The 24452-nt window shown below is 53.9% G+C and carries 24 protein-coding genes; 2 read left to right on the top strand and 22 right to left on the bottom strand.

Annotated elements, in window-relative coordinates:
• Positions 1–108: 108 nt before the first annotated feature.
• The 10 genes from LOK74_RS22885 to cpaB all read right to left on the bottom strand — a co-directional run bounded on the left by LOK74_RS22885 (position 109) and on the right by cpaB (position 8905).
• Positions 109–864 (bottom strand): Tad domain-containing protein, encoded by a 756-nt coding sequence (locus LOK74_RS22885; RefSeq protein WP_230044307.1) that lies wholly within the window; start codon positions 862–864, stop codon positions 109–111.
• 40 nt (positions 865–904) lie between these two features.
• Positions 905–1174: a hypothetical protein gene (locus tag LOK74_RS22880; protein WP_230044306.1), complete on the bottom strand. Its 270-nt coding sequence runs from the start codon at positions 1172–1174 to the stop codon at positions 905–907.
• A 2-nt stretch (positions 1175–1176) separates the two neighbouring features.
• A complete protein-coding gene (locus LOK74_RS22875) occupies positions 1177–2907 on the bottom strand; it encodes a hypothetical protein (RefSeq protein ID WP_230044305.1) in 1731 nt (576 codons plus the stop codon).
• 199 nt (positions 2908–3106) lie between these two features.
• Complete coding sequence (locus tag LOK74_RS22870; protein WP_230044304.1) at positions 3107–3487, bottom strand: TadE/TadG family type IV pilus assembly protein; 381 nt, start codon at positions 3485–3487, stop codon at positions 3107–3109.
• A 29-nt stretch (positions 3488–3516) separates the two neighbouring features.
• Positions 3517–3747: a Flp family type IVb pilin gene (locus LOK74_RS22865; protein ID WP_230044303.1), complete on the bottom strand. Its 231-nt coding sequence runs from the start codon at positions 3745–3747 to the stop codon at positions 3517–3519.
• Positions 3748–3811: 64 nt separating this feature from the next.
• The gene (locus LOK74_RS22860; protein WP_230044302.1) at positions 3812–4732 is read right to left on the bottom strand and encodes a type II secretion system F family protein; all 921 of its coding nucleotides are present in this window, start codon (positions 4730–4732) and stop codon (positions 3812–3814) included.
• A gap of 4 nt (positions 4733–4736) precedes the next feature.
• Entirely contained in the window at positions 4737–5681 is a 945-nt protein-coding gene (locus LOK74_RS22855) for a type II secretion system F family protein (RefSeq protein WP_230044301.1), read from the bottom strand.
• Complete coding sequence (locus LOK74_RS22850; RefSeq protein ID WP_230044300.1) at positions 5681–7024, bottom strand: TadA family conjugal transfer-associated ATPase; 1344 nt, start codon at positions 7022–7024, stop codon at positions 5681–5683. Before LOK74_RS22850 ends, LOK74_RS22855 begins: the two co-directional genes overlap by 1 nt.
• A 2-nt stretch (positions 7025–7026) precedes the next feature.
• A complete protein-coding gene (locus LOK74_RS22845) occupies positions 7027–8202 on the bottom strand; it encodes a CpaE/TadZ family protein (RefSeq protein ID WP_230044299.1) in 1176 nt (391 codons plus the stop codon).
• 1 nt (position 8203) lies between these two features.
• The gene (gene cpaB, locus LOK74_RS22840; RefSeq protein WP_230044298.1) at positions 8204–8905 is read right to left on the bottom strand and encodes a Flp pilus assembly protein CpaB; all 702 of its coding nucleotides are present in this window, start codon (positions 8903–8905) and stop codon (positions 8204–8206) included.
• Positions 8906–9055: 150 nt separating this feature from the next.
• Between cpaB and LOK74_RS22835 the strand changes: the two genes are divergently transcribed.
• On the top strand, positions 9056–9508 hold the full coding sequence (locus LOK74_RS22835; RefSeq protein WP_230044297.1) for a prepilin peptidase: 453 nt from the start codon (positions 9056–9058) through the stop codon (positions 9506–9508).
• Between the two features lie 116 nt (positions 9509–9624).
• On the opposite strand, the gene LOK74_RS22830 is transcribed toward LOK74_RS22835, so the two are convergent.
• From LOK74_RS22830 to LOK74_RS22820, 3 genes are all read right to left on the bottom strand, one after another.
• Positions 9625–10344: a hypothetical protein gene (locus tag LOK74_RS22830; protein WP_230044296.1), complete on the bottom strand. Its 720-nt coding sequence runs from the start codon at positions 10342–10344 to the stop codon at positions 9625–9627.
• Positions 10345–10428: 84 nt separating this feature from the next.
• Positions 10429–10989 (bottom strand): TlpA family protein disulfide reductase, encoded by a 561-nt coding sequence (locus tag LOK74_RS22825; RefSeq protein ID WP_230044295.1) that lies wholly within the window; start codon positions 10987–10989, stop codon positions 10429–10431.
• A gap of 57 nt (positions 10990–11046) precedes the next feature.
• A complete protein-coding gene (locus tag LOK74_RS22820) occupies positions 11047–12552 on the bottom strand; it encodes a hypothetical protein (RefSeq protein WP_230044294.1) in 1506 nt (501 codons plus the stop codon).
• Between the two features lie 119 nt (positions 12553–12671).
• On the opposite strand from LOK74_RS22820, the gene LOK74_RS22815 reads away from it, so the two are divergent.
• Positions 12672–13988: an MFS transporter gene (locus tag LOK74_RS22815; RefSeq protein WP_230044293.1), complete on the top strand. Its 1317-nt coding sequence runs from the start codon at positions 12672–12674 to the stop codon at positions 13986–13988.
• A 36-nt stretch (positions 13989–14024) separates the two neighbouring features.
• On the opposite strand, the gene LOK74_RS22810 is transcribed toward LOK74_RS22815, so the two are convergent.
• From LOK74_RS22810 to LOK74_RS22770, 9 genes are all read right to left on the bottom strand, one after another.
• Positions 14025–14480, bottom strand: coding sequence for a DUF2269 family protein (locus LOK74_RS22810; RefSeq protein ID WP_230044292.1), 456 nt, complete (start codon positions 14478–14480; stop codon positions 14025–14027).
• A gap of 132 nt (positions 14481–14612) precedes the next feature.
• A complete protein-coding gene (locus LOK74_RS22805) occupies positions 14613–15200 on the bottom strand; it encodes a TetR/AcrR family transcriptional regulator (RefSeq protein ID WP_230044291.1) in 588 nt (195 codons plus the stop codon).
• Between the two features lie 241 nt (positions 15201–15441).
• On the bottom strand, positions 15442–16215 hold the full coding sequence (locus LOK74_RS22800; RefSeq protein ID WP_230044290.1) for an IclR family transcriptional regulator: 774 nt from the start codon (positions 16213–16215) through the stop codon (positions 15442–15444).
• 112 nt (positions 16216–16327) lie between these two features.
• On the bottom strand, positions 16328–17317 hold the full coding sequence (locus LOK74_RS22795) for a U32 family peptidase (RefSeq protein ID WP_230044289.1): 990 nt from the start codon (positions 17315–17317) through the stop codon (positions 16328–16330).
• A gap of 131 nt (positions 17318–17448) precedes the next feature.
• A complete protein-coding gene (locus LOK74_RS22790) occupies positions 17449–19662 on the bottom strand; it encodes a dihydroxy-acid dehydratase domain-containing protein (RefSeq protein ID WP_230044288.1) in 2214 nt (737 codons plus the stop codon).
• Between the two features lie 28 nt (positions 19663–19690).
• Positions 19691–20839, bottom strand: coding sequence for a galactonate dehydratase (gene dgoD / locus LOK74_RS22785; protein WP_230044287.1), 1149 nt, complete (start codon positions 20837–20839; stop codon positions 19691–19693).
• A gap of 157 nt (positions 20840–20996) precedes the next feature.
• A complete protein-coding gene (locus tag LOK74_RS22780) occupies positions 20997–22265 on the bottom strand; it encodes a nickel pincer cofactor-dependent isomerase, group 22 (protein ID WP_230044286.1) in 1269 nt (422 codons plus the stop codon).
• A gap of 37 nt (positions 22266–22302) precedes the next feature.
• On the bottom strand, positions 22303–23379 hold the full coding sequence (locus tag LOK74_RS22775; RefSeq protein ID WP_420908707.1) for a TRAP transporter substrate-binding protein: 1077 nt from the start codon (positions 23377–23379) through the stop codon (positions 22303–22305).
• A 23-nt stretch (positions 23380–23402) separates the two neighbouring features.
• On the bottom strand, positions 23403–24431 hold the full coding sequence (locus LOK74_RS22770) for a C-terminal binding protein (RefSeq protein WP_230044285.1): 1029 nt from the start codon (positions 24429–24431) through the stop codon (positions 23403–23405).
• Positions 24432–24452: the final 21 nt, after the last annotated feature.

The following is a 24452-nucleotide window of genomic DNA, read 5'->3' as shown; positions in this document are numbered from 1 at the left end:
ATTTGAACTGACCAGTCAGTACAAATGATATTGTAACTCCGCGCCAATGGTTCCGTCAAGTTTTGACAGGCGAAAGAGGCGTTCCTCTGTACAGACAAAAAGCTGACACTACTCCCCATGGGAGGGCCAGCTTTTGCTGATGGTTCTTGGGATTTTCCGTGAGACATCCACGGCAAACTCTTTCGGATATACGCCTGCGGCTGCTCTCGCTTTGATCAAGGCCGGATCACCGCCCCCAAGCTCACCGAGGGGCATCGCTTTGATCCCGTTTACCTCCAGCTTGGGCTGACCATCGACCGGAAACGTGATCTTCAACTTTCGCTCCCCGTTGTTCTTCTCCATTGCATCCAGGGCAGTCTGTTTGATCAATCGTTGATTTTGGACAAAGGCATCGTACAATACGTCACCGTTCTTCTCCTCGGTGTAATCCGAACGAAAACGAGGTTCCCTCACGACAAGGAGCCAGTGTTCCACTTTGTCGTACTTGTTTGCCAACAGGATGTATTTCAGTTCCGTACCGCGGATATATAGCCTGATCAATTCGTTTGCAGTGGGACAGGGCGGGTCGTCCGCTTTTCGTTCTCTCTCGCACTGCTCTATCTCTTCTCGCACCTGCCGTTTAAACTTCCGCACCGTATCCAATGATTGATCCTGCATCTTGGCGACGAACTGGTTGCGCAGTTCCTGAACCGCAGCCAACGCGGCGCTGTCCACCACATTTTGCGCCTGCCTTAGCGAGACGAAACCACTATAATAGTAGGCCAAGTAGAATATCCCTGTGATCGCCGCCATCAATAGGAACAGCGTAAAGATGGTTATACTGCCGTTTTCATTGTGCAACACTTGCTTTAGTCGTATCATCATCGTGACCTTATCTTATGACTCATTCTGACGACTCACCCCGTTACAACAGATAGTTGATCAACATGATACCAACGACGTGCAGGATGATCATTTTCAACGCGTAAGCCTTGTCACCGCGAAGAAAGTCAAAGATCACCGCTTGCACCAAGGCAAGACTAACCAGTATCAGTGCACCCCAGTAGACCATATCGATCAAATCAGGAGATAGCTTGGTTTCGTTTATCAAGTAGGGACCAATGAAGCAGATAAAGATCGTGAATAGGATAACGCCCCACCTCATGATTCGCGCCGATGCTCTTTGACTGATCACGTTCACTCTCCTCTGTGTAGATTCCCTGTCTTGGCATGACTCTGTTCAAACAGGGTCTGATTGTCTATACCCGCTTGCTGAAATCCGGCATTGATACCGCTGTCCAGTCCCCTTTCGGCGTACTTTCCTGCCAGATCAACCCCTTTTTCTTTCAAAAGAAAACGATTGTACCTCCTTTGATTGTCGAGCAGCCGCTTCAGTTGGTTTTGGGTAATCATCCCCTTTTGGTCGTGCAGGTAACCCAGCACTTTGTTGGAATCGTCTGCTGACAGTCGATACAGATTGTCGATGGCTTTGTTTGTTGCCTTCGCTTTTCTTTTCTTTCCTGGTGAAGCAGGGCGTGGTCTAACTCCTAATAACAACAGTTCATCCATCGTGGTGCCAATCTGTTGTTTCTTTCTCATGTTTTCAAGTTTTTTGCCCAGAAAAGCAGGCTTGAACGTCATATTGCCAATGATGCCTGCAAGATAGCTGCTGGTTCCGTGCTCCCGTTTGGGCAGGACCATGTTGGAAACTGCCGTATCCATCATACCGACAATCGATTGCAGCACATTTTTCTTGATCTGCTTGATCTTCTGAAGCGAGATAAAACGACCGATCCGATCAAACGTAAGGGCTGTGATCGCACTTCCTAGGACGATTCTGCCCCAGTCTTCAGCGGTTCCAGGCCATGCTCCCTGGTCATCGATATAGACATAGGTGTTCCAGGCCATGTTTGTCCCAAACGACCACATCGTCCATTTACTCGTAACAGCACTTTTTGCCACGCTGACAGGAGAAGCTGCCAATCTGCTGATTCCGTTCCGGATCAAATGGACCCCGCTCTGCATCAACGCGCCTGCTCCTGCATAAGCAGCGGCCATCCAGATCCCGGCGCCAATCGCCCCCCAGGCAATCCCTTTCCACATGTCAAACCCGGAGCCGGATAGAAAGGAGTATCCCACCCCAAATGCGGTGCCCGCTGCCAGACCAAATCCAAGCAATGGCATTAGCAGCGGCATGGAGATGGTCGTCCCTACGATTGCCATCATACCAACCACTACGGACAGCACAATCCCTGCCCCAACCGCACCTACGATAATCCCACGGCCGACTGTCGTGAAAAAATCGGCCACTCCGTCTTTATAGTCATTCCAAAACTCCTGCACATCTCCAACAAGCTGGTCGAACCAATCTGGCGGGTCTCCCGCTCCCGGAACGTCACTACCTGGTGGGTCTCCCGCTCTCGGAACGTCACTACCTGGCGGGTCATCCGCTCCCGGAACGTCACTGCCTGGCGGGCCTCCCGCTCCCGGCACACCACTGCCTGGCGGGTCTCCCGCTCCCGGCACACCACTGCCTGGCGGGCCTCCCGCTCCCGGCACACCACTGCCTGGCGGGTCTCCCGCTCCCGGCACACCACTGCCTGGCGGGCCTCCCGCTCCCGGCACACCACTGCCTGGCGGGTCTCCCGCTCCCGGCATACCACTGCCTGGCGGGTCTCCCGCTCCCGGCACACCACTGCCTGGCGGGTCATCCGGACTTGGCACATCACTGTCCGGACTGCTCCCTCCATTTGGCATCCCATCCTGATCAGGCAATTCGATTATTGTAGTGGTCTCCCCCTGCTTTCCCTTTATGTCAACCGGGTTCAGGCTGATATCCACATGCTGTTTTCCGGCAGCTAACACCGGACCCGACGTGAATGCAAACAATAGGAAAACCAGGCAGCTGCCACGTATCCATCTCTTCACAGTCGATTCTCCTTCTCGTCATTTTCCTGTCTGTACTTAGAGGAGCAATCGATGACCATCGGTATCGTTTCTGAAAGTGCGGAGATCTGAAAGCGCAATGAAAGCCAGGTAAAGCACACTTGTTGCCGTCAGGCTGGTTGGATTCAGCGTGTCATAACGGCATAACTCCGTCCCTGAACGTCACCGAACAAGGACATCGTCAATGTGGTTGTTCTTTCCTCAGACTTACTTCTGCGGATACGGGCAGCGATAGCCCTGTCGTATCAAACAGCGCATCCTGATCTAATAAAGGGACCTGTATAGTCACTTGCACTGTGACATAGTCGTCCCCTTCATCGGAAAGCGACACGGTATGTTCATACTGATGCGCCACCTTGCTTACGGCCTTCTCCACATCTCCCCTGTCGTCACTGACGATTGCCATCCGCGCTCCGTCCATGGCCGCCGCTTCCGCTGTCACTTTTGCGGTTGAGGCAAGAGCAAACTGCCAGACAATGATGATCATCAAGCTGAATAGTGGAAGGACAGCAACGAATTCAATGGCCTGTGATCCACGTTCATTTTTGAGCTGCTTTATCACGTCCAATGTCCCCGACTCATGCTTTTTTCTTAACTCTTGTTGCCCCATTGCGTAAACCAACCCTTGATTTTCTCCAGTACGGCCGTGCCAATCTCCTTACCTCCTTCTCCTTCAAAAGCCGACATAATCCCTGTTAGCAGTAGGACAACCAATGCACACACAGCGACGTACTCAATCGCTTGTGCTCCTTTTTGGTCTTTCAACGAAACAAGAGCATTTGCCGTTCGATGATTCAGCCATTCACGCCATTTGTGAACCATCCCCTTCACCTCCCTTCACAAAGACAGCAAGATCTCGCTTCTCGACCTGCAGCCAGATCATCCATCAGGAAGATTGGAGCATGTTCAGGATGCCTGATTGATGGACGAAATGAAGAACGAGCAGCCCGATGACAGATAAAATGACCCCCGGCAAGATTAAAAACGATGTAACCAGCGTCACCTTTGGCCCTACTTTTGATGCTTTTTCCTTGATCATGACAATCTGCCTGCTTCGCATATCCTCCGCCATCATTTGAAACGTGTGCGAGATCGGCACCCCGAGCCTGCTTCCCTGCATCAAGGCCACCACCAGCGTCTCCAGTTCAGGACTGCGATTGCGGTTGATCAGCCTCGTATAGGCCTGATCGCGCGGTACCCCGAGGTCCAACTCCTGTTGAAAGCGGGTCAGTTCCTCGCTGAGGGGACCAGCCATGTTCCCTACCACTTGTTTCAGAGCCGACTCCAGCGGGATACCCGCCTGCATCGTGACGCTCATCGCATCGAGAAAGTCAGGCAAATCAGCCGCCATTTGCGCCTGACGTTTTTTGGCTGCTGCATGGAGCCACAAGGCTGGTCCAAAAAAGCCGCACAGCAGCAGGATGATTTGTGTCAAACTGCCAAAACCGATCATGGAGAGTAAGTTGCCGATCAACAGAGCGAGCAGGACAGTGACAAAACGTAGCCCTAGAAAAGAAGCAACCGTCAACCCGTGCGGATGACCAGCAAGTGCAATGATGCGAGTCAGCTCCGTTTGATTGATCAAGTAAGGAAAACGTTGTCCCACCGGCGAAAGCTTGTCGGCAAGCCGAAACAGTTGATGTTTGAGACGAACCGTCCACTTCACCTTTTGCTTCTTTTCTGCCGTCAACAGAGCTAGTTCCCTCAGCAGCTTGATTCGCTGCAGATGATACCGCCACCAGCAGACCATACTGAGCGACCAACTCAGAAAGGAGACCAACAAACAGAACCAAACCTTGTCAGACATCAGATCATACCTTTACGTTTGCGATTTTGCGAATGATCACAAGCCCAGTCCCGATCAGGACAGCACTGATCGCTATCAGTACCATGCCCGGCATCGTGAACAACAGCATGACAAAGCCCTCCAACGCAAGATTAAAAAGCAGGATGATGACAATCGGCATACATGTCAAAACCAATGCAATAAACCGCGGCTCAGACGAACTGTTGTGCAGCTCTTTATTGATCCGCTGCCGCTCTTCCAGTGTTTTGGCCAGGTGACTGAGTACCTGCGCGAGATTTCCCCCTGCCCGGCGCTGAACCGCGATCGCATTGATCAGCAGCTTCAGATCTTTGCTTTTGATCCGCTCATTCATCCTCGTCAGCACAGCATCCATCTCCGTTCCCACTTTTAGCTCGCTGACGATGGTCTGAAACGTCCTTCCCGCCGGCGGTTTCATCTCTGTCGCAACCATCTCCATCCCCTGCTGGATGCTGAGTCCTGCTTTTGTCGAGCTGGAGAGCAGCCGACACACTTCCGGTAGCTGCCTGTTGATCGCTTGTGTCAGCTTGCTGTGGCGTGATTTCAGCCATTGTGCCGAGCCTAGTTTGAACACGAGATAGGCCAACAGGCCACTATAGACAAAGTCCAGACGCAGCAGCTTCCAGATTATCAGACCAAGTCCAAGCCAGCAGCCAATGCTGATGACGACCCATTGTAATGGTGTCAGCTTGAGGTTTACCCTGTGCATTGCCTGATCGAGCGACTTGCCGTATTCGGTACGATTGAGCCGGCTGCTCAGCCGCTGCCAAATCCCCGGTCTCACACGTCCATCCTCCCGATAGTTCGGTTCAAGCGTCTTGTTCAAGACGTGCAACCGTTTCCTCACGCATATTGCTTCCAAAAGCGTAAAAGAGGCAAACAAAGCTGAACAGAAGCACGCTCCTAGCAGCAGCCAAATGGTTGAGCTCATCATCTGCTCCCTCCCGCTTGAAATGACTCAATTGGATAAGTGTGACCGAATGTCACAAACCGGCTGTGACAGTTCGGCACGTAGCCAGACGATTCAAAATAGCCCAGCACTGTTCCGTCTGCCTTGATGCCCTGTCGGTTGAAGCGAAAGATTTCCCGCAAGCTCAGTCCGCTCCCCTCATTGACCGCTTCGGCAATCGAGACGACTTTTCTCGATCCGTCCGCCAGCCGCAACGTCTGGACAACAAGATCGACAGCGGCCGCAATATACGGCTTCACCACTTCCACTGTGATCCCAGGATTGCTCATAACAATCATCGCCTCCAGTCGGGTGATCGCATCCTGCGGCGAGTTGGCGTGAATCGTGGTAAGCGATCCCTCATGTCCGGTGTTCATCGCCTGCAGCATATCGAACGCCTCGCCGCCGCGCACTTCCCCCACGACGATGCGGTCTGGACGCATCCTTAGCGAGTTCTTTACCAATTGGCGGATGGTAATCTCGCCTGTCCCCTCCATATTGGCTGGCCTCGCCTCCAGCGAAACCACGTTTTTGCGGTTAAGCCTCAGCTCGGCCATGTCTTCAATCGTGATAATCCGTTCGCCTGGTGGGATCGCTGCCGAGACGACGTTTAGCAGGGTCGTCTTGCCACTGCCCGTCCCACCGGAAATAATAATGTTCAGTTTGGAAGCAGCGGCCGTCTCCAGAAACAGCGCCATCTGCTCAGAGAGAGAGCCGAATGATATCAAATCCTTCATCGTGTAGGGATCTTTTTGAAACTTGCGAATCGTCAAGACCGGCCCGGACATGGAGATAGGCGGGATGGCTGCGTTGACGCGGCTGCCATCATCTAATCGAGCGTCAACCAAGGGGGAGCTTTCATCGATTCGGCGGCCGATCGGAGCAACGATTCGTTCGATGATGTGCCGTACGTGCTCATCGTTCTTAAACCGGATCGCAGAAAGCGACACACGTCCGTTTTTCTCGTAGTACACTTCACTTGCTCCGTTTACCATGATTTCGGTCACCTCTTCGTCCCGCAGCAGCGGCTCCAGTGGTCCGAAGCCGACCGAGTCGTTCAAGATCATCTCCAGCAGCTTGCTCCGGTCATGATGCGACAGGACGATCTTCTCCTCCCCCATCATCTCGCTGATTAACCGTTCGATTGTTCTGCGCTTCTGATAAGCGGGCAGCTTGATCAGGTGATCCAGATTGGTCTCCCTGACCAGCCGCTCTTTGTAGTGGGCAAACAGATCATCCAACGGATCGCCCATCCGAGGATGACTCTCTGCCCCCTCCCTCTGTTGATCATCCAGACGGGCACCCAGCTTGTGAAAGATAGACATGCTCACTCACCCCCCACCAGTTGGAGCGTGGAAGCAGTCACCTTGACCAGATCCTTGACCGGGCCTCTTTTCACTTTTTGCTTGCTCTGCTGCAGCCATGGGAGTCCCAGGTTGATAAAACGCTGCAATTGTCTGAAATCGTCAGCGATCGTGCCATGTACCGGAAAGCGGGACATGCGCTGCAGTTCTTCCAGGCCGATATCCCGCTTTTTGCAGAAGCGGTTGACGATGATCGAAACGTTGTTATCGTTGATCAGGTGGTAGCGATCAAGCAAATCCAACACGTTTTGCATGCGAACGATGGCTGGCCGCTCCAATTCGGCGATGTAAAAGATGTGATCCGAATGGTTTAAGGCACTGACTGAGATCTCGTTCAGCTCTTTTGGAATGTCCAGAATCACCAGATCAAAACAGGAGCGGCAGGCAAACAGCAGCAATTCAATCTCTTCACTTTTCACGTTCTCTGATTCTTCCGGGCTATTGGGAGAGAGCAGGATATGCAGATGGGTCGTCTCCATGCGGTACAAAACATTGTTCAACTGGCTCTCTGTCAGCTCGTGTATCACTGGCATGAGATCACCCAGATGGCGATCGTGGCGGATGTTGAACAGGGTCTGGATGCCGCCAAACTGCAGATTGAGATCAACCAACAACACTCGCTGTCCACCCTGCAGCGCCAGGCTATTGGCCAGGTTGGCGGCGAGCAGACTGGTGCCGGCCCCTCCCTTGCCGCTGTAAACAGAGATTACCGTCCCCGCTCCCTTGATGACGGTCGGCTTATCCATCTCCACCTTTTGTCTGTTGAGACCCAACTGACGGAACGCCCGCTCCATACTGCGCTGCAGCTCAGGCAGTTCTTCCGGGACCTTTAACACATCGGTCACTCCGGCCCGAAAAAGACGGCGCGACTCTTGAAAGTCCTCGTTCATGGTCAAAAACAGGATGGGTGCAGCCGTATTTACTTTGTGCAGTTGCTGCATCACTTGTATCACTGAAAGTTCCTCTGCGGGTTCGACAAAGACGATCACCCTTGGCTCCTTGGGATTGATCTTTAAGTAGGCTTCACGCGGCTTGTCAATCACTTCGTCAATTGCGATATTGTAGAACGTGATTTCCTGAACCAGTTTTTGCGTCATCCGCTGATCATCGCAAATGATCGCCACCTTTGCCGTAGACATGCTACTGATCCCTCCCATCCTGCGGCAGGTGAGTGTTTGCTTTGAGCACACGCACCTCTTTGCCAAAGTTCTGAAGCCACACAACCTGTCGAGCCTGCTCCAAAGTGAGGGCCACCCCGATAGAGACAATCTCCTCCTCCTGCTTGTAGACGCGAATCACAGAGATGTCACGCATGACTAGCTCCGTAGTCCTTGTGTCACCGGCGCTCCTCCCGACCGGATCGGTAGACAAATCATCGACAGTCAAATCGTCAAACCCGCTCTCTTTACCCGCTTTTTTTTCGTAGGTACCGATGACGTCAACCTTGTCAAGCACATCGATCTGATCGTCAAAGACCGCCATCGGTGCACGAAGCTGTACCAGCCGGTAATCGCTCGGCGTCTTGCTCATCTCCCTCAGCATTGCCTTGGACAACACTTCGTCCTGCGGAATCTGCACCAGCGATATCTTTCCTGCTGCCTCATCAGGGGATGTGACAAACGAATCGACTGCGTACTTCCTGGGCAGTCTCATCGTCTTCAGCATGTCAGGAGTTATCAGCGTACCGGCAGGAATCGCTGCACCGGCGACCTGTATCTCAACCAGTTCGCCCAGATCCTGCTCCATCGTCTCCACATAACTGGAAAACAGAAAGACTGCCGCAAGCGCAAACAAGATGGAAACGATTAAGAATATAAAGGCCCGTTTCTTCGATTCAAACATGGTTGCATCCCCACCCTTGCCAGATAAAATATGTTGATCAGGTGTTGGTAAAAGCAGGAACACCCTCATCCGTGTTGAAATGATCTATAATCTATACCATCGTTTGCTCTCGCTTGATCTATCGCTTTTCATCATTGAGGGGGTAGTCTGGTGTTGTCGCCACTCATCGTAATTCCGCTGTCCTGCGCCTTGCTGATCGCCACCTATACCGATATCCGCTGGCGGCTGATCTACAACTGGCTTACGTTGCCTGGAATCGCTTTTTTCTTGATCGTGTACGCGTTGTCAAAACCGGCATTTTTGGGAAGCAGCCTCTTGGGTGTTGTCTTGCTCGGCGGTGGATCACTGCTGCTGGCTCTCATCAGCAACGGGCAGTTGGGCGGAGGGGACATCAAGCTGTTTGCCTTGATTGGTGCCGCACTAGGGTGGCAGGCCGGACTGCTGATTACGATCTGTACCTACCTGCTGGCCGGTTGCACAGCGCTGCTGGTGGTGCTCGTCTGCCGTCTTTTGCCCGGGAAGAAGTCAATCAAGGAGCTGCCGATGGCCCCGTTTATTACAGCAGGTACCGCTCTGTTTTTTCTCTTTATATTGAGATGGTGAATAAGGAAGGTTCGTGATCGTACTATATTCTTACCATTGGTTCATGGGACAAAAAAACAAAGGTGGCGGATAGATGATCCGGCACCTTTGTTTATAAAATCGTTGTTATCTACAACTCACTTCTTCGGGAGCAACAGCAGTGTCACCCCTACTAGCAGAGCTGCCACCAAAAGCAGTTCTGGCAGCGTCATCCCCCATAGCAGCGTATCTGCTGCAGGTACCCTCCACAGCCCTCGTATCAAACCGGCAAGTCCCAAACCGACCAGCAAGATCCCCACTCGGTCACGGGTGGCAACTGTTTTCTTTACAAAGAAAACGTAAGCGACCACCAACAGACTGAGGTACAAAACAAGATCAATCAAGTTGAGTGGTATGTATGTGTTTCCCGCAAGCTCCCAGCCCCAGCTGGCAGAAACCCCGTATTCCTTGACAAACACAGCCTTCGACAATAATAGCAAGACACTTCCTGCAAACAGCCACTCTGCCGCTTGCCATCCCAACCACTTCCCGCGGATACCGCGATATAAGAACCATCCAGCAGATGCAATCCCAGCGGCTTCTGCGGCGTAGGCGCCGCCGCTGTACAACAGCAGTGCGGCCGGATTGCGGATGAATATATCGGTCTGTTCGACAAGCGGCCATAATTTGTAGATCAATACTCCAATCAAAGCGGCAGATGTGATCGTGTCGAGAAAAGGTTTAACGGTTGGTAGCTGCTGCTTATGCCCAATACGGGCAAGCAGATAGTAACCGCCGATGATGCCAACCAGCATCCCCATCCATAGCACAGGGACGGTAAATGGTCCCCACGACCATACGGTTCCCGGTTCAAACATGTGGCTCTCCTCCTCGTCGCAGACGGCCGAAACGGCGTACTCACTCCGCCCTCAGGCGGCTTCTCGTCGTTTGGGTCTGTTGTGTCATTCTATAGGTTGACTCCCTGCCACTCGTCGTGGCGCCTGCTCCAGCAGAGGCTCAATCACCCGTTCCACTTCACTTTTCGTCACCGCTCCGATTTTTTTGTACACGATCACACCATCACCGTTGATAACAAAGGTAGTTGGCAGTACACCGACTTGGTACTGCTTGCTGACGATTCCTTCCTCGTCTAGCAGGATCGGGTAATTCACACCATACTGTTTCGCGAATCGGTGGACTTGCTCTATCGAATCCTTCACCGTCACATTGAGACCGATGAAACCTACCTGTCCCTGGTACTTTTCAGCCAGATCGATCAGATCCGGTGTCTCCGTCTGGCAAGGTGGACACCACGTGGCCCAAAAGTTGAGCAGCAGCGGCTGACCTGTGTACCCTTCCAAACGAGTCAAACGTCCGTTTAAATCTGCTAAAGAGAAGGAACTTGCCCGGTAATTCACCTCGGGCAGCTCTGCCCGCCTACCTGCCTCTCGCCCAGCCAGATTGGACAGCAAGGTAGCCGCAACGGCGATGACGGCAGCCACCATGACCACTCTGTTTCTCATCCCGCCTGCCTCCCGAACATTTTATCTAAGCGGCGCTATAACAGCTTCGCTGCCCCATCACCCGGTTCCACCCGTTTCCTCTTCCTCCTCTTCCTCTCGTTCCATTTCCAGAACCTCCTCCTCTTCTTCTCCACTCTTCTTCAACTTACTCAAATCAATCCTTGCGTAAATACCGTGGTGATCGGACTGTTCGTTCATTTTTTTGTTGATTTGTTTTACTTTTGCTCTCCGCGCCCGCTTCTGCTTCCCTTCTGTATTTTCCTGCAACAAGTTTTGCAGCAGATTCACCTCTTCCACCTCTCCTGCAAAATCTTTTCTTCGGTATACTTTGTCCAGCGGATAACCCCCTTTTGACGTTTTCAAATCTCCCGACATCAGTTCATATTTCTCCAGCAGTTTCCGTCTTTTGCTGGCACGTATCGATTTGCGCGCACCGCTGTATGTGTTGGCATCACCGATCAAAATATCGGAACCATCCCAGGACAAAAGTTCCTGCATATATTGGCTGGCTATTCCGCTATTACTGTCATACGGCGCGTGAAAAGTGGTAACGCTTACTTCTTTTTTCGACTTGGAGGCGGTAAAATGGGCGGCAAATCTGTTAAAATTATCGATTATCTTTGTCCGATTCAGTTTTGAGATTTCTACCCCATCCCTCGCCAATATCCAAATGTACTCCTGCTTCGACTTTCCTCTCTTGGTCAACGATCTGTTCGGGGTAATCTCGATAGAATACTCTGTCCAGCCCTTCAGTTCAATCTTTTTATCATGGTAATACTCACCGAGAATCAGCACATCGAGATCTGGCCTTTTGGCCAGATAGCTTTGCAGATTTCCGCTGTGGAAAGAATGTTTCCCCTGTGTATTCCAAAAACCGACGACTAGTTGATCGTCACTCTCCATCTCTTCCCTTTTGCGTTTCCTGGCTGCTTTTCGGTGGGAGGTGGATGTTTCTGCTTTCTCTTTCCCTTTCTGCTGTGGCTCTTCCTCTTGTTCCATTTCCACCTGACCCTCCAACTCCGCTTCCTTGATCTTGTGCCTGGGCGTCTGATTGGTGTTCCAGGCATCGATCAGACCGTTGCGCAAATCCTCTGGGTTGTTCAAATCACGCGCATAGGTAATAATGCCTTTCTTCGTTATGGTAATGCTGATGTTATTGTCTTTCGCAAACTGCTCTGCTTCTTTTTTCTGCCTCTGCACAACGGCATGATTAGCCTTCATTGTGGGATCAGGTGACTGCTGCGAGCCCTCTGTCTCCCCTGTTAAGCCAGTTTGACCCGCAGAATACAGAGAATGGAGAAACTGTGTTACGGCACGGTTCCCATACGCTTGCTGCATCTGCAAGATCGTCTCCTGCGTTAACGGCCCTTGTGACAGTCGTTGCTGTCGAGATGAGGAATGAGTCCTTGGTGAGAGCTCTTTGGAAGTACGCTGTGATGCAGCCGATCTCGTTCTGAATGAATGCATGTACAACAAGCCTCCGCTCCAGAAGATTTCCTCTTCATTGTAATCGATTAAGGAGAGTGGAGCGAGTGTAGAACCTTCTTCGCACTGCTTGCGCATGGTCCCTCCCGTCCGCCGTTGATCCATCATGCTCGAAGATGCTTTACCCATACCCATATCTTGACAGAGAGATATATAATAGAAACAAAACAGAGCAATAAGGAATGAGGGGAATCACCTTGAAGGTTGAAAAGACAGAACAAGCACGTTTGCACCGTTTTTCTTCTGCTTCGCTTCCATTGCAGGTCCCCTTTTTTTACGGCTGGGTGATCGTTGCAGTCAGCGCACTTGGCGTCTTTTTTTCCGGTCCTGGCCAAACCTATACGGTCTCCGTCTTTATCGATGCGTATATTCGTGACTTTGAGATGGAAAGAACAGTTGTCTCCGGAATTTATTCAGCTGCTACACTCTGTGCGGGCTTTTTGTTGTTTATCGTCGGCCGTCTGATCGACCGCTACGGCAGACGGGCGATGGCGGTTGTGATTGGCCTGCTGCTCGGTCTGGCATGCTTGTTTAACAGCGCCGTTGCCGGACCGATTACCCTGTTTGCCGGTTTCTTCATGCTTCGCCTGTTCGGCCAAGGCTCGATGACGCTGCTTCCCTCCACGCTGGTGCCGCAGTGGTTTTTGCGCTATCGTGGCCGTGCCCTTAGCATCATGGGTCTGGGCGGATTGATTGGGGCTTCCGTGTTTCCGCCGTTAAACAACTGGTTGTTTGAGCTGATCGGGTGGCGCGGCACATGGCAGGTACTCGGGGCCATGCTGATCCTGATCTTTGTTCCGCTCGCTTTTCTGCTGATTCGCAATAAACCAGAGGATGTGGGGATGCTGCCGGATGGACAGCCGCACCCTGATTCAGATCATCAGGCGGTTGATAAGTCATCTCGTTCCCACCCAGTAGTTGAAGAGTCCTGGACGGTCAAAGAAGCGATGCGAACAAGGGCGTTTTGGTTCTTGCTGTTTTGTGTAGTCGTACCGGCATTGGTCATTACCGGACTTACCTTTCAATTATTCTCGATTCTGGGTGAATACGGAGTAGGGCGGACGACGACCGCTTTTCTGCTCAGTTTTGTCCCTATCGTGGCTTTCCTGGCCCAACTGCTCTCTGGATTCCTGGTGGAGCGGATCAAGGTTCACGCCATGCTGGGTTTCTCGTTTCTGCTCAACATCGTGGCTATGCTGACGCTTTATTATTCAGCCACACCTGCGATGATCTTCGTCTTTGCGGTGTTGTGGGGGATTTCACAGGGCCTGCTCAGCGTAACGCTGCAGGTGATCTGGCCCAACTATTACGGCAGGGAACATCTGGGGAAAATCGGCAGCATTACCGCTACCGCAACCGTGATCGGTTCTGCATTTGGACCGATTCCATTTGGCTGGGCCTACGACCATCTGGGAGGATACTCGGATATGATCCTGCTGATGACGCTATTCCCGGTGGCGGCGATGATACTCGCTTTTCTATCTCCGCCTCCGAAAAAAAACAGACCGGTCTGATCTCACGGATCATCCCGGCGGAGTGACAAAGAATTCCTATCTTGTCGTCATGAAATACAAAATGATGAGCGGAAGAATCGTAGCAGCAGTGCCAAACAAATCCCAGGTGCGGGATGCTCTCCGATACTCTGGACCAAGTTGACCGCTATCGATGGCCTCCCGGCTGTGTCTGACCATCGCCGACTGGCTGGGCAGCAGTATCGCCACCCAGATCAGTCCGGTGATGGCAAACAAGCCGAGTGAAATCGTCAGCCAGTTCACTTCTGTCAGGGAATAGCCTAGCTGGAGCGTCAGAAAGACTCCACTGCCCAGAACCAGCAAGATACCGGGCAGAGTAAAGATGAAATCAGCCAGCATCACGTTCCTCACTGTACGGTGCAGATGACCGAGATCATTGCCGCGTTCCGCACGGATCTTCCAAAAGGCGGCTGTAGCAATGTTGCCAATAAACAGGATCGCTCCTAACACATGCAGAAAAACCGCAATTTTCATGAACACCTCTCCCTTTCCCTACCTGTTGCAGGTTATGATCGCTTCCCGGTTGCTTCCCGATTGCATGCCAATCGCTTACATTCTCTATCCATCTATCTCTTCGTACCTAAACGCACAACTTCTCACTCCTGCCTACTGCAGGGTCTCGCGCATCACCTGATGAAAGTCGGCGATGGAAAAATGGTTCTCGTCCGTGGTGACCATGCTCCGCAAGCGAAATCCGTACGAAATCACGATAAACATGTCGGCGATCCGCCGGGCATCAAGCGTGCTTGGAATGACTCCATTCTGCTGACCGGTCTCGATCCAGTTGACCGAGGTTTGCAGCGAAAGCTGATACAGGTCCTGCAGCAGGCGTGCGATCGCCGGATTGTCGCGCTGACTGACCAGGTATACGAATATCTGGTTGGTCACGTCTTTGGGGTCATGGATGTGCTGCAGTCCTTCTGCAATGGCCTGCAACGGATGATCCAGCTCTTTTTTTCCCGCGTTGACCTGGGAAAAAAATCGTTCATTAACCGCCTCCAGCCTTGTTTGCAGCACCAAGCCGAACAATTCATCCTTGCTCCTGACATAATGGTAAATCGCTCCTTTGGACAGACCAGAGCGGTTGATGATTTCCTGGAGCGTGGTGTTGCGGCAGCCTTTTTCCTCAATTAACTGTTCTGTGGTGGACAAAAGCAGTTGAAAGCTGGGGTTGTGATTCCCTTCCTGTGGCAAACAGCATCATTCCTTTCCGCCGTTCCGGTACGGCAGTGTGCAGCGTGTTCACGTCCGCTTTGGGACGACAACATCTCACACCAACGATCACTACGTGTTGGCAAATGATACAATCTTTCACCCGGACCGACCATCGGTATGTTGATGTCTTCATTCTACAAACCGACGGTCGGTCTGTCAACAATAAAAAAGGAGATACCCTTCGTGCAAGGCATCGTCCCGTTGTACGGTTCATGTGCATTTAGTCTGCATGCGGTCCAATCCCGTAACCCAGTTTGGTCGAAATCTCCTGCGCTGCCTGCTTTAGCATCGCTACCGCACTTTCCGTCGCTTCCGGATGTAGTCTGGTCGCCGGCTGGGACATGCTCATCGCGGCAATCACCTTGCCGGTATGATTGCGGATCGGCACGGCAATGCAGGCCACTCCCGGTTCGTTCTCTTCGTTGTCCAGCGCGTATCCCCGCTCCCGGATTTTTTCGAGTTCGGTCAGGAAGTCCTGCTGGTTGGTGATGGTATTGGGGGTATGGACGACGAACTCATAATCCTCCAATATCTGCGCCAGTTCATCGTCACTTTTAAACGCTACCAGCGTTTTCCCCACCGCACTGGAATGAATCGGGACCCTCCGCCCGATCCGCGAATATAAAATCGTCGCGGAGGTTCCCTCTACCTTGTCGATGTAGACTCCTTCCTTCCCGTCCTGAATGACGAGGTGTGTCGTGTTGCCCGTTTTCATCGACAGTTCCGTCAAATAATTTTTGGCAATGACGCGAATATCGAGATTGGACAGGACAAAATTGCCCCGCTCCACCAGTTTCATCCCCAGACGGTACTTGCCATTCTCTTGGTTTTGCTCAATGTAGTGAAACTTTTGCAAGGTTTTTAAGAGAGAATGAACCGTACTTTTGTGCAGGTTTAATCTCATGCTGATGTCGGTAATTTTCAACTCGGTAGCGTACTCGTCAAACAAGTCCAGGATTCGGAGCGCGCGTTCAATGGATTGGATGATGGGCATCAGACTCACCTTTCAACAGCCAAAGTATCAGTTTGTTCTTATATTAGCATACGGCTCGCTAGATACTAGTCCAACCCGTTATCTTTTCTACTTGTTCAGCGAGATGGTCTCATCACAGAGTAGGCTGTGAAGTGCTCTGCACCGCCGATAGCTGCGGCTGCTGGTCGCTTCCCTCCATCACCGGTATCGCGAGCCCCTGGGCTGCCCGCTCGGAGGTTTTCAACTGCGGTGCATAGCGGTGCAGGATATCCAACCCGATCTTGGCTCTCCGTACCCGTTCCTGGGCGAGCGAGATGGAGACTTGCTCCAAATGCGTGCCGGACGGGTAAATGTTGGGGGCATTGCGCAGTCCAAACTTGATGTAGACGGGAGCCGCCACCCTGATGATCTCGGGGATCTCATAATGGCGGATAAACCCGCCGACGTCATCGGGGACTTCGACGTAGATGTCAATCGGGATATCGATCGCCTGACGAATGGCAGCCAGGCGGGCCAGTGTCAAATCGGTTGGCACATTGTAGGTGCCCGCCCCGATCTGCTCCATCAGTTTGATCGATACTGGATTGGACTGGGCCATCTGGACCGATACCTTTACCAGCAGGTCGGCAGGCAGTTCTCCTGCTTTCTTGGCCTCGTCGACCAGCCAGAGCAGTCCCTCGTCAGCAACGAGGATGCCGCGGATACCTGCCCGGCAAGCCCGTTTCACATCTTCCAGCGAGTAGACCAATTGATCCATCCCCTGTACGCGGAGACCGGCTACCTTGCCGGCGCTCGCCCAGGACATCGAGGTAATATCCCAGGCCCCGCGCGGCCCGACAAACAAACTAACCTCAAGCCGCTCCTGACTGCCAATCGCCGCCATCTCGTACAGCTCTTCGTCGGTCAGCAGCATGATGCCGCTGCCTTGGGAGATGCGGTGTATCGTTACGTCATATCGCCGGCACGCCTCCAGGACAGCTCGAAAGGTAGCAGGTCCTTCCACACTGGGAATCTCCACCCGATAGTGAGCACCATCGGGAAACGTTTTGGTCGATGAGGGCAAATCGTGGCAATCCCGTTCCGGAAATCCAAGCTTTCGGACAAACTCCCTTGTCTCTTCCATCTGTATCCTCCACCCTTCCTACCATCTCTCTCACTCGTCTTCACCGCTATGCAGGGAAGCCAGGCAAACTGAACTTTTAGTGCATCCTTTCTTTGTCTCATCCCACCATATGGAGTCGGGCTATGCCTCTCTTATCCGCTGTGGTGCGTCAGATTTTCGTCGGCCACCAGGAGCTGTATATCACGCCGGTAATCGAGTGTCGCTTCTTCGTGCACTGGCAGGGGGACAACTCCGTTTGCGGCGTCAGTGTGGGCATACATCCGATTGCTGGCGGCCACCTGACGCTGACGTCGCTCGATCATGGCGAGCCGCTGCTCTGCCAACTGGCTTCGCTCCTCCGGTATCCGATCGAACGAGAAAAGAAGCTGACCGCGCAGGAAAGCCTCGCTCTCCAGAAACTGAATGCTCCGCCCGCGCAGATCCAGATAGAGCAGATCCCCAGTCTTCAGGTACAAAATCCCGCCGCCTGCTTTTGCTTCCGGCGTCATATGCCCTATCGCCGCTCCATAGGTGACACCAGAGTACCGACCGTCGCTGATCAGGGTAGCAATCCGCTTCAGTTTCCGGTTGGCGTTGATGTGCTGCATCGGCGTGAACATTTCCGGCATGCCGTAAGCAGACGGCCCTTGCCCGGAAATGACGACCGCCAGTTTCAGATGACCGCGATCAACCATCTGCGCAAAGAGTGGATCGTACGCAAGCTGCTCCGCATCGCCAGCCTCCTCCGGCGCGTTATGCTGCAGCAGGGCGAGCAGACTGGCGTGCGAAAACGTCCGGCTGCGGCGAAGTTCTTCCAGCAGATCCGGATTGAGCAGGCCGTGGTTGGCATCGTCTTCGTTGTCATAGTACAGGACGAGTGCCGCTTTCTTGTCGAACTGATCCAACTGGCTGCTGGTCATCCCGCTGATTTTCACTACCGCGCTATCAAAAAAGTTGCCTCTGAGCACATCCACGCCGCTAAACGGACGGCGCGGCTTGGCAAGGATCACCGGATTTTCCCCTGCATGGTCGGCAGACAGCGCCGTCTTGTCGGCCAATCGCTGGCGCCACGTGGTGCCGGTCACCGTGGGCGCATCCAGATCCATCGGCACACCGTTTTGCAGCAACTCGTAAAATACGGTTTCCATCCCCCGGCTGACACCGGAACAGCACTGGGCAGCCAAGGCAAAAATGTCCCTACCCTCTGTCAGGCTGTAATCAAACAAGTCCGGCACCGGCACCTCGTGATGGATGCGATCCAGTTCCCACAGGCTAAATCTATAACCGCCGTACAGCATCGCTGCGACGATATGCATCATCAGGTTGGTCGATCCACCCGTAGCACTGTGAATGCGGATCGCATTGCGGATGTTGGCCGCCATCAGATTGGCTGCTCCGAACACGGGATCGTTGATCATCACGGCCAAACTGTCGAGCGCTTGATTCACCTGCTCTCCGGTCGGCGGAGCGGTCAGCAGTTCCAGTGCGGGATGGACCAGTCCCATGCCAGCTACCAGATGACGCGAACTGTTGCCGGTGCCGTTAAAGGCACACACGCCCCCCTTGCCTTCGCAGGTATGGACCGCCAAACTCTTTTCAAAATCCTCGTGCTCCGCTTGGCTGATCAAACCGCGTTCCCTCGCCCGGGTCAGCACTCCCTGAAAGGCGGTATTGGATGAGCACTGCAAAATGTAGGCCATGGTATCGCGCAGATCATCCGCAATATCTCCTGCTCCGCCACGCTCGGCCCGCTTGGCCACCTCCTCCAGTTCCTGGAACAGATCATCCGGGATCGACCCTCCCTGCAGGACATGAGCGGGAGCAAACGTGGCGAAAAAGGGTGCCTCCCCTCTGCTGCGCCGCAGTCGATCGATGTGGGCCAGCCCGCTGACCACGCCCAGCGGCTGTTTGTCGCATCCCTGGATCACAAACGCCCCGTGGTAGCCGTGCGATTCGATCTGGTTGACCACCATTTGTGCCACCGCATTGCGGCTTTGTAGCGAATAACTCATCCCCTGCGTACTTTGCGCCGTACCATCACACATCACCGGGGTGGAAAAGAGAAAAGGAACGCCGCCGTTTTGCCAGATGCGAATCGCCGCAAACGCGGACGTTTGATAATCCATGATATGGGCCGGATGGTCGGGCGAACCGCCGATGATTGCGATCCGCGGCGCATTGTGGTGCAAGCGGTCGTAAATCGCCTCCAATGTCCAATCCGGCTGCGGCCCCTGATACATCGGCCCCAGGATTTGTTTAGCGCGGTCGAGCAGGCCGGCCACACAGATCGGCTCGTTTGCTTTTCCCTGTACATTGTCCCGGTACGGATTGATCGTCGTATTGACGTACGGATAAGCTGGACTCACGTCAACAACCTCCTCTGTTCTTGTTGATCTACCACTCGGCAACACTGCCGTCTGTATGCCGCCAAAGCGGATTGCGCCAGTTATGCCCTCTGCCCGCCGCCTCCCGCACCGCCTGCTCATCCACTGTGATGCCCAACCCTGGCCCCGTGGGAATCTCCACAAAACCATCTGTATAGCGAAAAACAGTGGGGTCAGCCAAATAGTCGAGCAAATCGACTCCTTCGTTGTAATGAATGCCCTGACTCTGTTCCTGAATTACCGCGTTTGGCGTGCAGGCGTCCAACTGCAGGCTTGCGGCAAGGGCGATCGGACCAAGCGGGCAGTGGGGAGCGACCGCTACGTCATACGCCTCTGCCATCGCGGCGATTTTCCGACATTCTAGGATGCCGCCCGCGTGCGATAGATCAGGCTGGATGATGTCGATATAGCCATCGGCCAGCAGTTGTTTAAAACCCCATCGAGTATACTGCCGCTCCCCGGTGGCGATCGGAATCGTCGTATGACGGGCGATTTCCCGCAGCGCCTCATTGTTCTCCGGCAGAACCGGTTCTTCGATAAACATGGGCCGATACGGCTCCAGCTCTCTAACCAGCGCCTTGGCCATCGCTTTATGGACCCGTCCGTGAAAGTCGACGCCGATGCCGAAGTCCTGCCCCACCGCTTCGCGTATCGCCGCTACACGGCTGATCACCGCGTCTACTTTGGATGGAGAATCGATATAGTGCATCTCTTCTGTGGCATTCATCTTGATCGCCGTAAAGCCCGCCTGTGCCTTTGTTTTTGCCGCTTGCGCCACATCATGAGGCCGGTCGCCGCCAATCCACGAGTACACGCGGATATTGCGGCGGGCGGCACCGCCGAGCATCTGGTAGACCGGAATGTTGTAATACTTGCCGGCGATGTCCCACATCGCCTGCTCCAACCCGGAGATGGCGCTCATCAGCACCGGACCGCCGCGATAAAAACCGCCCCTGTAAAGTGCTTGCCAGTGGTCTTCGATCGTCAGCGGGTTCCTGCCGATCAAATACTCCTCCATTTCTTTGACACAAGTCGCCACCGTATCCGCTTTTCCCTCAACAATCAGCTCCCCCCAACCGCTGAGCCCCTCATCTGTCTCCATCTTCAGAAACAGCCAGCGCGGCGGAACCTTGTACAGCGTACACCCGGTTATCTTCAACCCATATCCCTCCGTCTGCCACTTACGTACCCTTTGTTCCTGCAACCAAACGGTGATTCACAAATATTCAGCAGCGTGTACCAATGACGGCAGCCATCATGTTCAACAGCATATAGTGAGGTTCAGTAGCGTACACTCAGGTTCAGCAAGCGGCCGCTTACGACCGCACGTCTATTGCGTCCCATGTCATCTCGCACAAACCGCTGGTCACCTCAACGTCCGCTCGCTCCTGAGCCTCGGGAAGCAGACTCTTCGAGATCCAGATCTCTCTCAGCTCCAGCGTGTTGCGTATACGGACCACCCGCACCTGTGTCAAGTCACGGACGTTGCATGTCTTGATCGCAGCCTTGACCGCAAGCTCCTCCGTATCCATGATCATCGGCAGCTTGACGACCTCAGTCACCGTGCTGGTTAGTGCGTTGGCATATCCTTTTTCCCAGGCGATCTGCCCAAACAGCTTGCGGGTCGTAACATCAGCCAGCCCGATGCCATTGGCATTGCCGTGTGTCTTCTCTGTCAGTCCGAGGACGACGATGCGGGAGACTTCAGGGCCGCCGCTGGCGTACGGGGTGGCATAGCGTCCTGTGATGTTCGGGTCCATCCCGTCTCCGGAGATGTCTTTGCCGATCTGATCGACGATCAGCACATCGATGGGCGATAAAAGCAGTTTGGGCATCAGCTTCTTTGCCTCAGCCAGCAGCAGCGGCTCTTCTTCCGCCAGCTTTTCGGCGGGGACGGCAACGATTTTAGCCGGGCGATCATACGCGTTCTCCAGCGTACCCACTCCGAAGATGATCGGCACCCGCTTCAGCACTTGCTTTGCCATTTCCGGCACGTGCTCGGCCATGTATTTGAAGCTGTAAGCGTGCGCCGCCTCCGCCCCTTTTTGCTTTCCCAGGCCGATTGTGATCATCTTCATCAAGCCGCTCTCCACCGGACCGCGAAAAGCGGTGTGCGGCTTGATCCGATTGATCACGATCACCTTGTCGGCCTCATATGCCTGCCGATCGGTGTAGACGGGCAGACCGTTTGCCAATCTGCCCACTTCCACAACCTCCATGCTGGAGATAATTCTCGCTTCGACCGTTTCCTCGTCGACCCCCAGCTGCCGCAGCACCTCGATTTGGCCGACCGCCGTCGCTCCCCCGTGGCTGCCCATCGCCGGGACCAGAAACGGCTGGCCTCCCTGAGCCTTGACCGCCCTGACCACCTCGCGCACGATGATCGGCAGGTCGGCCACCCCCCGGCTGCCGACCGCGATAGCTACTCGATCGCCGGGGGCAATCCGCTTCAGCACCTCCCTCTGCCGCAACGCCTGCCGTACAGCGAGCGCCGTGTCAGCAAGTTCAGGGGCATGAAAGTGCTGGCGAACCTTCGCCATCCGGGGAAGGGGAATATCACGCAGCAGCTGCTCGATCACCTTCATCGGTTCTCCTCCCTTTCGCTCGCCGCTCTCTGTTGGGTTACTTCACTTTTTCCAGCTCGCTTTGCATCTCCTGATACAGTTCCTGACCGATCTCTTTGGCAAACCTGTCGACAACAGGCTGTACGGCTTGCTTGATTTTTTGTCTGTCCTGATCGCTGATCTCGTTTACATTCATCCCCGCCGCCTTCAAGTCGGCCCGTGCTTTCTCGTTTTCCTGTCGGTTCAGATCCCGCTGATATTGGCCTGCTTCAACCGCCGCTTCGCGCAGGATGGTCTGCTCTTCCGGGCTAAGACCATCCCAAAAGCTCTTGCTCACCAGGAAAACAAACGGCGTATAGACATGTTTGGTCAGACTGAGGTAATCTTGCACCTCGTAAAACTTGTTCGACTTGATCGTGGCCAACGGGTTTTCCTGACCATCCACTGTTTTGTTTTCCAATGCGCTGAATACCTCGGAGAAAGCCATCGGCGTCGGGTTTGTCCCTAGTGCTTTAAAGGCTTCGAGATGGACCTCCGTCTGCATGGTGCGAATCTTCAGTCCCTGGAAATCCTCCAGTGTACGCACCGGGCGGCTGCTGTTGGTCAGATTACGGAATCCGTTCTCCCAATATCCCAGCCCGATCAGGCCGTGTTCCGGCAGCTTCTCCAAAATCTTTTGGCCGACCGGTCCATCCAGTACGGCATATGCCTCCTCTTCTGTGCTGAACACAAAGGGAAGATCGAACAATCCAAACTCTTCGACCATCCCAACCAGTGGCGAGGTGGACGGAATCGTTATCTCCTGCAGTCCGGCCTGCAGGGCCTCGGTCATCTTTTGGTCGTCACCGAGTGAGGCGCTAAAGAAGTTCTGCACCTTCATTTTTCCGCCGCTCTTTTGCTCAACCAGTTCCTTAAACTTGATAATCCCCTGCCCTTCCGGATGATCCTCGTTGAGACCGATCCCTACCTTGATGGTGCGCTCCTGAATGCCGGAGCTACTTTCGCCATCGGTGGTGGCCCCGTTCGCTGCCATGCTGCTTCCACCGTTTCCAGCGTTGCCGCCACTCGCACAGCCGGCTGCCAGCAGCGCCGGAAAGACTAGACTGATCACCATTCCCGTTATCCATCTCTTCATGTTCCATCCCCCTCTTTTTTTTCTTATACAAGTGCGGCGTAACGGTTGTCTGCTTGACTTGGTTTGAGCGTGACTCGTTCGCACACCTGCTTGTTGACCAGGTATCTCGGATATTCTCCATGCACCAGCACATCGATCACACCTAGAGCCGCTTTGGTTCGCATCTCTTCTTCCGCTTCTTCCGAGTACCAGGCGACATGCGGCGTGAAGATGACGTTATCCATCGCGAGCAGCGGATGATCGCGGGAAATCGGCTCCTGCTCTACGACATCGAGAGCGGCACCTGCCAGCCGACCGCTGCGAAGTGCCTCCACCAATGCCTGTTCATCTACGACCGGACCGCGCGACGTGTTGACCAGAAATGTCTGCGGCTTCATCAACGCAAACTGCTCCTTGCCAATCATGCCCCTCGTCTCTTCTGTAAGCGGGGTGTGCACCGATACCATATCAGAGGTGCTCATGATCTCTTCCAGCGAGGCGGCCGTCACTCCCTGGTGCTCCATGACCTCTGCCGGACAATACGGATCGTATGCCACGACATCGATGCCCAGCGGCTGTACTTTTGCCGCAAGCGCCTGCGGAATCTTGCCGAAGCCGACCAGGCCCAGCCTCCTGCCCCGCAGCCTGTAGATCGGTTTGGTCACTTTGTAGTCCCATGCCTCTGCTCGGATGTGACGGTCGGCTCTAACCACCTTGCGTGCCCAGGCGAGGATCAACGCGAGGGCGTGATCCGCCACCTCATCCTGGCAGTAGTCAGGTACGTTGGCCACACAGATCCCTTTTGCTGTAGCATCCTCCAGATCGATTGTGTTCACCCCGACCCCGTAGCGTGTGATCACCCGACATCTGTTGAGCGCGGCAATCACGTCTGCTCCAAGCGGCGCGTACTGGTTGATGATGGCATCAGCATCGGCGCAGGCGGCGATCACCTCTGCTTCCGTCCGGCATTGGGCCGGTACCAGTTCGATCTGATCATATGGGGCAAACACCCGCTGTTCGTAACGCAGGTCGGGATACTCCCAGTCCGTAATGACTACCTTCCATCTATTCATTCCACTCCACCCCCACAACTC

This window comes from Brevibacillus humidisoli, assembly GCF_020923435.1.
GTDB lineage: Bacteria > Bacillota > Bacilli > Brevibacillales > Brevibacillaceae > Brevibacillus_E > Brevibacillus_E humidisoli.
Note: the sequence above shows the minus strand (reverse complement) of the source record. Positions and strands in the feature narration are given on the sequence as shown.